Consider the following 8,080-nt stretch of genomic DNA (forward strand, 5'->3'; position numbering starts at 1 on the left):
TGCCAAGTTGTAGTACTTTTTTCGAGGCTCTTTTGTCTTGTTCTTGTTTCAATTGACTATAAAAGAAAAAGATTGAAGAAAATTGTCCACAACGAACTTTTTCTTCAATCTGAGAGCCAGCTGGCTCTTTTTTATTTATGACTTAATTTATTGGTCAAGAAGTCTCCCAAGAACTGAATCGTAAAGATAATCAAGATAATGATGAGGGTCGCAAGAATAGTCACATCATGATTGTAACGGTTAAATCCATAGGCTATAGCTACGTTACCAATACCACCTGCTCCGACCGCTCCCGCCATGGCTGTTTCACCGACTAGTGAAATCAAGGTTACAGTCGTCACGCGGATCAAGTCTGGAAGTCCTTCTGATAGGTAAACACCCACGATATCCCAGAAGGTCGCTCCGCTAGCTTGAGCTGCCTCAATGACACCACCATCTAGCTCAGCCAATACCACCTGTACTTGACGGGCAAAGAAGGCAAAGACTGCAAAAGATAGGGGTACGATAGCCGCATTTGGACCAATGCTTGTTCCTACGATTAGATGAGAGAAGGGTGACAAGACTGCCAAGAGAATGATAAATGGTACCGCACGGAAAATAGAGGTAATCTTATCCAAAATCCAGAAAACAACTTTATTTTCCAAGACACCACCTGGAGCTGTCAAGACAAGGAAAAGCCCTGCAACCAGTCCTAAGAAACCTCCGATGATAAAGGAAAGAACCGTCATATAAAGAGTCAAGTAGATAGCTGTTCCCCAGCCTGCCTGACCTGACCAGCCCATCTTATAGACATTTGGTAAGTATGATTTAATCAATTCTGCCATCTTACTGCCCTCCCTTCAATACTTTTAGTTGCACACCAGCCTCACGGATAGCTGCCTGGGCACCTTCCAAAGCTTCTTTTTCTCCTGACAAGACAACTACTAGCTCACCAACAGGAGTCCCATCAAGAATTTCAATATTTCCGTAAAGGATATTGGCCGTTACTTGGTAGTGCTTGTACAATTCATTCAAAAGTGGCTCGTCTGTTGAAGCGCCTGCGTACTTGAGTTGCACCAAGAGACTGTTTTCAGATAGGTGTTCCACGATTTCTTGCTTCTCAATCTTGACCATAGCTTCATCAATACCTGTCGCTGTTGAGATAAAGTCTTGAGTCAAAGGTTGTTTAGGATCTGAGAAGATTTCAAGGACACTTCCTTCTTCAATCAAATGCCCATCCTGCATAACTGCTACACGGTTAGCAATGTCTTTGACAATCTGCATTTCATGCGTAATCAAGACAACAGTCAAGCCTAATTTTTGGTTCAAATCTTGCAGCAAGGCCAAAATCTGCTTGGTTGTCTTCGGATCAAGGGCAGAGGTTGACTCATCTGAAATCAAGATTTTTGGATCATTTGCCAAGGCACGCGCAATAGCCACACGTTGTTTTTGACCTCCAGAAAGCTGTGAAGGGTAGTTTTCGGCACGGTCCGCAAGACCAACCAAGTCAAGCAGTTTAGCTACTTTAGCCTTCTTTTCTTCCTTGCTGAGACCAGAGTGTTTGAGGGCAAAGGCTACATTTTCCTCTGCTGTTTTCTGGCTCATCAGGTTAAAATGCTGGAAAATCATTCCGATATCTTGACGTTTACGACGCAACTGCTCGGCCGTCAAGGTCACTTTGCCATCAAAAATCACATCGTCATCAATGGTAATTTTGCCTGCAGATGGCTTTTGCAAGAGGTTAATAACACGAACTAGGGTTGATTTCCCTGCTCCAGAATATCCAACGATTCCGTAGATATCCCCTTCTTGGATGTGAATGGTCACATCCTTGACCGCTGTGATAGTTCTCTTCTTTTGGTGAAAAGTCACATCGATCTGATCTAACTTGATAATATCTCTACTCATAGCTTCTAATCAGCTCCTCTACTAATTCAATATGGGTGTAATAATCGGCGATTCGCACATTTTCATCTCCACCATGGTCTCGGCTATTAGCATTTCCAAGCCCAAAGGCAACCATGGGTACTTCTAAGGCATCAAAGACCGTATGCATAGGTCCTGTCCCAGCTGTAGTCGGCAAGACTGAAACGCCCTGTGGATAGAACTTCTTGGCCAACTCGATCACATTGAGAATGGCTGGCGCACTCATATCGCTCCGATAGCTCATCTCACCCAAGGTATAGTACAATTCTACCTTATCAAAGCCGTTTTTGTCTAGTTGTTTCCGGATTTTATCCAAAACATCATGGGGTTCAAGTCCTGGAACCAAGCGGACTTCTAGCTTAGCGCTAGCTTCTGCTGGTAGAATCGTTTTAACTCCTTGACCTTGATAACCTGACTGAATCCCTTCGATATTAAGGGCTGGCTCAAAAAAGAAACGTTTTAGGAAGGCTGTACGCTCCTCTTGTAAAAGTGGCAATTCCAAGCCATAAATCTGGCTGATTTCCTCTGGATTGCGTTGGGCATAGGTTTCAACCAAGGCCAACTCACGTTCATTCGGCTCCTGCACATCATCGTACAAACCTTCAACTAAGATACGCCCATCTGCAGCTCGCAAACTAGTCAATGCTTGGATGAGATACCATGGAGCTGACTCCACAATGCCACCATAGCTGGAGTGGATATCCACATCAGCACTCTTGACCTTGGCATCAAAGGTCACAATTCCCTTATTACCACCTGAGATTTCTAATTGCTCCAAGGCATTTTTGGTTCCCTGTTCCCAGACTAACAAGTCAGCGCCTCGTAGCTTATCTGCGTGCTTTTCTAGGTATTTGTCCAAGTCAACAGAGGCTGACTCCTCTGCCCCTTCCATGATAAAGCTGATGTTAACAGGGAGATCGTCATGATCTTGCATGTATTTTCTCAGCGCACTAAGTCGTGCAGTGATATGCCCCTTGTCATCATCAACTCCTCGTCCGTACATAATACCATCGCGAACAGAAAGAGTAAAAGGATCCTCAGTCCACACTTGGTCACCATCAGCTGGTACCGTATCATAGTGGTTGTAGAAAATGATGGTCTTAGCATCTGGTCGTGAACTCTTGAAATGTGCCATCACAAAAGGTGCTGTGTAGCTCTCATCAATCTCAACTTCAGCCCCTACACGCTTGAAAATCTCGCCTAGATAACGAGCCACCTCTTTAAGGCCGACTTGTTGGGCAAAGACCGACTTCTTAGAAATCAAGGTACGCAAAACCTCAAAATAATGCTGGGCCACATGATCCTTTTCAAATTTTTCAATTTGTTCTTCTTGGCTAGGGAAAACCATTTTCTCTCTACCTTTCTACTAGGACTTGTACCTTTGGAATCAATACAAGTGAATATTCCTTTTCTTTAGTCTCTATATAAAAGCAAGAGGCGGAAAATTCTCTCCCACCTCTTATATCTTATTACCAAACTGGTTGATCCAAGCCGTCTGAAGTTTCTTCGATGACTTTTTTCACTTCGTCAGTGTGGTAAGCTGCGATAATTTTCTTGATTGCATCAGCTTTAGGTGATGATTCCCAATCTTTTTTCGCAACGATGATGTTGTACCATTGTTTTGAGTTTTCGTCAGCTTGCTCTTTAAAGAGTGCTTTCTTGTAGTCCAATTTTGCTTCTGTAACAAAAGTGTTGTTGACAACAGCAGCATCAACGGATGACAATGAACGAGCTGTTTGGCTAGCGTCCAATTCAGTGATTTTCAAGTTCTTTGGATTTTCTTTGATGTTAGCAACTGTTGCAAGAGCAGTTCCAGAAACATCCAATTTAATCAAGCCAGCTGATTGAAGCAAGTAAAGCGCACGGCTTTCGTTTGTAGCATCGTTAGGTACAGCGATTTCTCCGTTTGCTGGGATTTCTTCCACTTTAGTGTACTTGTTTTCTTCTCCGTTTTTACCTGAGTAAAGGCGGATTGGTGAGATATAAGTATCTGCAATCGCTACAAGATCTTTACCGTTTTCTTTGTTCCAGTTGTTCAAGAAGTTATAGTGTTGGAATGCGTTCAAGTCTACTTCACCATCAGCAGTTGCTTTGTTTGGTTGTGAGTAGTCTGTAAACTCTGTGAATTCCAATTTAATTCCGTCTTTTTCAACCAATTCTTGAACTTTGTCCCAGCGTGCTTCTTCTGAACCGCTACGGTTAACAGTCGCAATTTTAACTGTAGTTGCATTGTCTGCTTTCTTGTCTGAATTTCCGCAAGCTGCAAGTGCAAGGCCTGCTACTGTAGCGATAGCTGCTACGCCTAACCATTTTTTGATTTTCATGATTCGTTCTCCTTTAAAAATAATACCGTACTAGTATCTCACAATTTGTTTGATTTCACAAATTGTTATTAGATAGTCAGATATATAGTTTTAAACTATATGTCTAAAAGTTACAAAATCATCCATCTACGAGAGAATGGATGATTTACAAACTTATTTGATGTCAGCTTCTGCTGGAAGGTAAGAACCACCAAAGAACTGTTGAGATAATTTTTCAAGCGTTCCGTCTTTGTAGAGTTCTTGGATGCGTTTGTCAACAAATGATTTCAATTCATCTTGACCTTTTGCAAGAAGTGGGTATACGTAAGGTTGTTGGTCGCTTGGAAGTTCGATGACTTTCAAGTTATCCAAACCTTGGTTTTTGATAACTGTTTCTACACCGATTTTATCAAAAATCTTGTAGTCAAATTGTCCATCGCTCAAACGTCCCATGATTTGTTGGAAGTCAGCTTTTGTATAGTTAAGAACAGTTGGGTTATCTGCGTGTTGTTTGTTGTATTCTTCCAACTGTTTAGCTGATGTTGTTCCTTGAACGACTTCAGTAGATTTTCCACCGATATCATCAAGCGATTTGATGCTGTTGTCATCTTTCTTAACTACGAGAACGTTAGGATTTTTAGCAGTTGGTGCTGCGTAAAGATATTTTTCTGCACGTTCTTTTGTATAGCTAATGTTGTTAACTGCCATTTGGTAACGATCTGCGTCAAGGCCTGCAAAGATACCTGACCATTCTGTCTTTTCAAACTTGACATCATACTTGTCAGAGTCTTTAAAGATAGCGCGAACAACCTCAATCTCAAAACCAGTCAACTCACCGTTTTCTTCATAGTTAAATGGTTTTGGTGACGCGTTGGTTGCTACAACGATTTCTTTTTTACCAGATGTTGCTTCACCAGATGCAGCATCTTTCTTTTCACCACCTGAGCAAGCTGCCAATACACCTGCGGCTACAAGCCCTAGGGCAGCAAGTGATGAATATTTAACGATTTTTTTCATGATATTTCCTCCAAAATAGAATACAATCTTATCTTAACAGAAAAAAAGGAATTACGCTATTATATGATTTCTATATTTGTGATAGGTTTTCTTTATGGCTGATTAAAAGACCAAACGTAGGACTGCTATCAAGACCACCCCAAAGAGAACGGTCCCCACCAGATTACGATAACGAAAGGCCACAAAAGCCGTTGGAAAGACTGCTAAAAAGTCTAACCACTTTATCTGCGGGAGACTTCCAACTTTTCCTGTCACCACGCTTGATAAAATCAATGCAAAGATAATAGAAACTGGTAGAAATTTCAAAAAGCGCTCGACAATAGGCGGCAGACCCTTGTACTTGGCTAGGATGAAAGGAATCATTCTTGGAATCCAAGTCACCAAACCAGAAAAGACGATTGCCATTAAAATATACTTACTGACCATCCAAGACCACCCCCATGGTACAACCTAGCAAGGTCGCAAACAAGACAGCTAATGACTGAGACACCACCGTCAAGAGCAAAAAGAAAGATACAGCTACAACTGCTAAAATTATGAAGAGATTGCGCAAAGAAATCCGTTTTTGCATAATCTGAAACTGGGAAGTAAAAATCCCAATAAACATACCCACTAGGGCAAAATCTAAGCCAAAAATTTCTGGATTTGGTAGAAGTCCACCTAGAGCAGTTCCGACAACTGTTCCCACAAACCAAGCTACATAGCTGTTAAGGTTGTTCCCGTGCATCCACATAGGGTTAACCTTATCCGTATGCACCAACTCGCCCATCAAAACGCCGTAAGTCTCATCCGTCAAGAGACTAGACATACCAATATTTTGCCAGAGACTGGTATGACGGAAATAAGTCGATGCGTGCAAGCTCAACAAAAAGAGACGCAGATTAATCAAAAAGACCGTCATGGCAATAGCAGCTACTGGAGCTTGAACTGCAATCAAGGCTATCATGGCAAACTGGGCACTCCCAGCATAAACAAAGAGGCTCATCAAGCCCATCTCAACAGGTGTCACATAAGGCGCACCAATAATCCCACAGGCCAGACCAATACTGACATATCCCAGAGCCGTCGGTACCGCAGCTTGCACACCCTCCCAAAATCCTTTTTCTTTCATAGACTTCCTCACTAATCATTCCTTCAGCAGCTGCTTTTCAAACAGTCACAGCAAACATTATTATAACATATTCGTAAAATAGAAAAAAGTCTGCTGACTGACAAGAACAGAAAAAGACTGGGAGGCCAGTCTCAAACATATATTATACAAATTCTCCGCTAAACACTTTCACGGATATTTAGGAGCATGGTAAAGGCAACTAGAAGGAATAGCAATAAAACAAAGCTAACTGCCAGAGTTCCAAAGCTAGTAGCAATGGTTACCAAAGCTATTGTAAATAAGCTAGGTAAAACAACCGTAATGGCGCCAATAGAGGATTGAACTGCTCCCATTGACTCCTCAGGTATTTGTTTAAAAATGAGTTCCTGTAATCGAGGAGAGAGAATACCTGCGAAAAAGGCATCCAAGGCACTAAAGATAAGAATCCAGTCAAAACGAACTGTGGCAAATCCTACTAGAAGAAGCAACTGGATAACAAGTGAGGCATATAGAGCTGTTTTTATAGAAATCGTATTTTTCAGATAGCCACTCACAAGACTTCCGACAATAAGGGCTACTAATTCAAGAGTGGATAACAAGGCAAGAGATTGACCTGTTTGTAAATTCAAAAAGGGCTGATTCCTCAAAAACAGAGTAGAGACAGGAACTGTAACATTTATCACTGCTTGACTAATAGAGATAATAAACAAAACTAAGAGTACCTGATTCATCTTCCATATCAATTTCGATGACTGGACCAAATGCTGGCAAAAGGATTTTACAGAGAGTCCTTCTTGATAGCTAATCGTTTTTTCTACTTTCAAGAGATCATTTTTTATGAATAGGATACCTAAAAATGCGATTAAAAAGGTAAGAGCGTTCAGTAAGGAAATAAACTGGATGGATAGAATACCTAATAAGACTCCTCCTAAAATATTACTGATTGTTTTCACTAAACTAACAGTTGACTGTTTAAATCCAATAGCTTCTGCCAGATGGTCTTCTCCAATAATTCTAATGAAAATCGGAGTGAGCATGGCGCCTGAAAAATAACTCAATGTGTCAGACAAGAGGTTAATCAGACAAATAAATGCTACTAATAACAAGGAAAAGGACTGCCCTGAAAGCGATAGGGACACTATAGAGTAAAGCAAAAATTTTGCAAAACTAATAATTGTATATTTTAGGACACGATGATGTTGAAAATCCGCTAAAACTCCCAGAAAGATTTGTAGAACTTGAGGAAGGGTTTCTGAAATCGTAATGAGTAAAATCGCCAAAGGGGCAAAAGATGCATCTGCCACATAATTCAGAAATGCCAGATAAAAAATCGTATCCCCAATCGTTGAAATCCACTGGTTGATGGTTAATTGCCTAAAATCTCTATTTTGAATAAATACTTTCATCACAACTCCTTTTTAAATTCAAATGGGAAGCATTCCCCAAGGATAGACCAATATTACTCAGCAAGTAAAATTACAGCAAGAGTAAAATTTGAGCAATGGCATTATTAACTATATGCAGTCCAATAGGCCAATAAATAGACTTTGTCACTCTAAAAAAGACTGCCATTATTAGACCACTACCCATATATACGAAAAAGTCTGTCAAGACCCAACCATGACTACTGATATGCAGAATTCCAAATAAAGTAGCCGAACCGAGCACATCCAGTCCCCATTTTTTCCCTTTTTCCAAAGCGGTCATCACCAATCCACGATAAATCATCTCTTCAAAAATGGGACCTGCAATCACAGGATAGAAA

General features: G+C 41.0%; 9 protein-coding genes. All 9 read right to left on the reverse strand.

Annotation, left to right across the window (positions count from 1 at the left end; genetic code table 11):
- Positions 1-131: 131 nt before the first annotated feature.
- Positions 132-824: a methionine ABC transporter permease gene (locus ADF68_RS00030; RefSeq protein ID WP_049548099.1), complete on the reverse strand. Its 693-nt coding sequence runs from the start codon at positions 822-824 to the stop codon at positions 132-134.
- A gap of 1 nt (position 825) precedes the next feature.
- Positions 826-1,887: a methionine ABC transporter ATP-binding protein gene (locus ADF68_RS00035; protein WP_049548100.1), complete on the reverse strand. Its 1,062-nt coding sequence runs from the start codon at positions 1,885-1,887 to the stop codon at positions 826-828.
- The gene (locus tag ADF68_RS00040) at positions 1,880-3,253 is read right to left on the reverse strand and encodes a M20 family metallopeptidase (RefSeq protein ID WP_049548101.1); all 1,374 of its coding nucleotides are present in this window, start codon (positions 3,251-3,253) and stop codon (positions 1,880-1,882) included. Before ADF68_RS00040 ends, ADF68_RS00035 begins: the two co-directional genes overlap by 8 nt.
- Before the next feature lie 121 nt (positions 3,254-3,374).
- Positions 3,375-4,229 carry a MetQ/NlpA family ABC transporter substrate-binding protein gene (locus tag ADF68_RS00045; protein WP_049548102.1) on the reverse strand — a complete coding sequence of 285 codons (855 nt, stop codon included), beginning with the start codon at positions 4,227-4,229 and terminating at the stop codon, positions 3,375-3,377.
- 153 nt (positions 4,230-4,382) lie between these two features.
- Entirely contained in the window at positions 4,383-5,225 is an 843-nt protein-coding gene (locus ADF68_RS00050) for an amino acid ABC transporter substrate-binding protein (RefSeq protein WP_045762539.1), read from the reverse strand.
- Between the two features lie 102 nt (positions 5,226-5,327).
- Positions 5,328-5,651 (reverse strand): AzlD domain-containing protein, encoded by a 324-nt coding sequence (locus ADF68_RS00055; protein ID WP_049548103.1) that lies wholly within the window; start codon positions 5,649-5,651, stop codon positions 5,328-5,330.
- Positions 5,641-6,336 carry an AzlC family ABC transporter permease gene (locus ADF68_RS00060; RefSeq protein WP_049548104.1) on the reverse strand — a complete coding sequence of 232 codons (696 nt, stop codon included), beginning with the start codon at positions 6,334-6,336 and terminating at the stop codon, positions 5,641-5,643. Before ADF68_RS00060 ends, ADF68_RS00055 begins: the two co-directional genes overlap by 11 nt.
- A gap of 158 nt (positions 6,337-6,494) precedes the next feature.
- Positions 6,495-7,721, reverse strand: a complete 1,227-nt coding sequence (locus ADF68_RS00065; protein WP_049548105.1) for an MFS transporter — start codon at positions 7,719-7,721, stop codon at positions 6,495-6,497.
- 70 nt (positions 7,722-7,791) lie between these two features.
- On the reverse strand, positions 7,792-8,080 hold a 289-nt coding region (locus ADF68_RS00070), incomplete at its 5' end, for a CPBP family intramembrane glutamic endopeptidase (protein WP_049548106.1).

Origin of the sequence: Streptococcus pseudopneumoniae, assembly GCF_001068775.1 — a bacterium.
Classification (GTDB): Bacteria; Bacillota; Bacilli; order Lactobacillales; family Streptococcaceae; genus Streptococcus; species Streptococcus pseudopneumoniae_N.

What these genes read in the sequence shown, in the direction of transcription:
- ADF68_RS00030 (WP_049548099.1), bottom strand. Translation starts at nt 824, where the DNA reads ATGGCAGAATTGATTAAATCATACTTACCAAATGTCTATAAGATGGGC.
- ADF68_RS00050 (WP_045762539.1), bottom strand. Translation starts at nt 5,225, where the DNA reads ATGAAAAAAATCGTTAAATATTCATCACTTGCTGCCCTAGGGCTTGTA.
- ADF68_RS00040 (WP_049548101.1), bottom strand. Translation starts at nt 3,253, where the DNA reads ATGGTTTTCCCTAGCCAAGAAGAACAAATTGAAAAATTTGAAAAGGAT.
- ADF68_RS00045 (WP_049548102.1), bottom strand. Translation starts at nt 4,229, where the DNA reads ATGAAAATCAAAAAATGGTTAGGCGTAGCAGCTATCGCTACAGTAGCA.
- ADF68_RS00065 (WP_049548105.1), bottom strand. Translation starts at nt 7,721, where the DNA reads ATGAAAGTATTTATTCAAAATAGAGATTTTAGGCAATTAACCATCAAC.
- ADF68_RS00060 (WP_049548104.1), bottom strand. Translation starts at nt 6,336, where the DNA reads ATGAAAGAAAAAGGATTTTGGGAGGGTGTGCAAGCTGCGGTACCGACG.
- ADF68_RS00035 (WP_049548100.1), bottom strand. Translation starts at nt 1,887, where the DNA reads ATGAGTAGAGATATTATCAAGTTAGATCAGATCGATGTGACTTTTCAC.
- ADF68_RS00055 (WP_049548103.1), bottom strand. Translation starts at nt 5,651, where the DNA reads ATGGTCAGTAAGTATATTTTAATGGCAATCGTCTTTTCTGGTTTGGTG.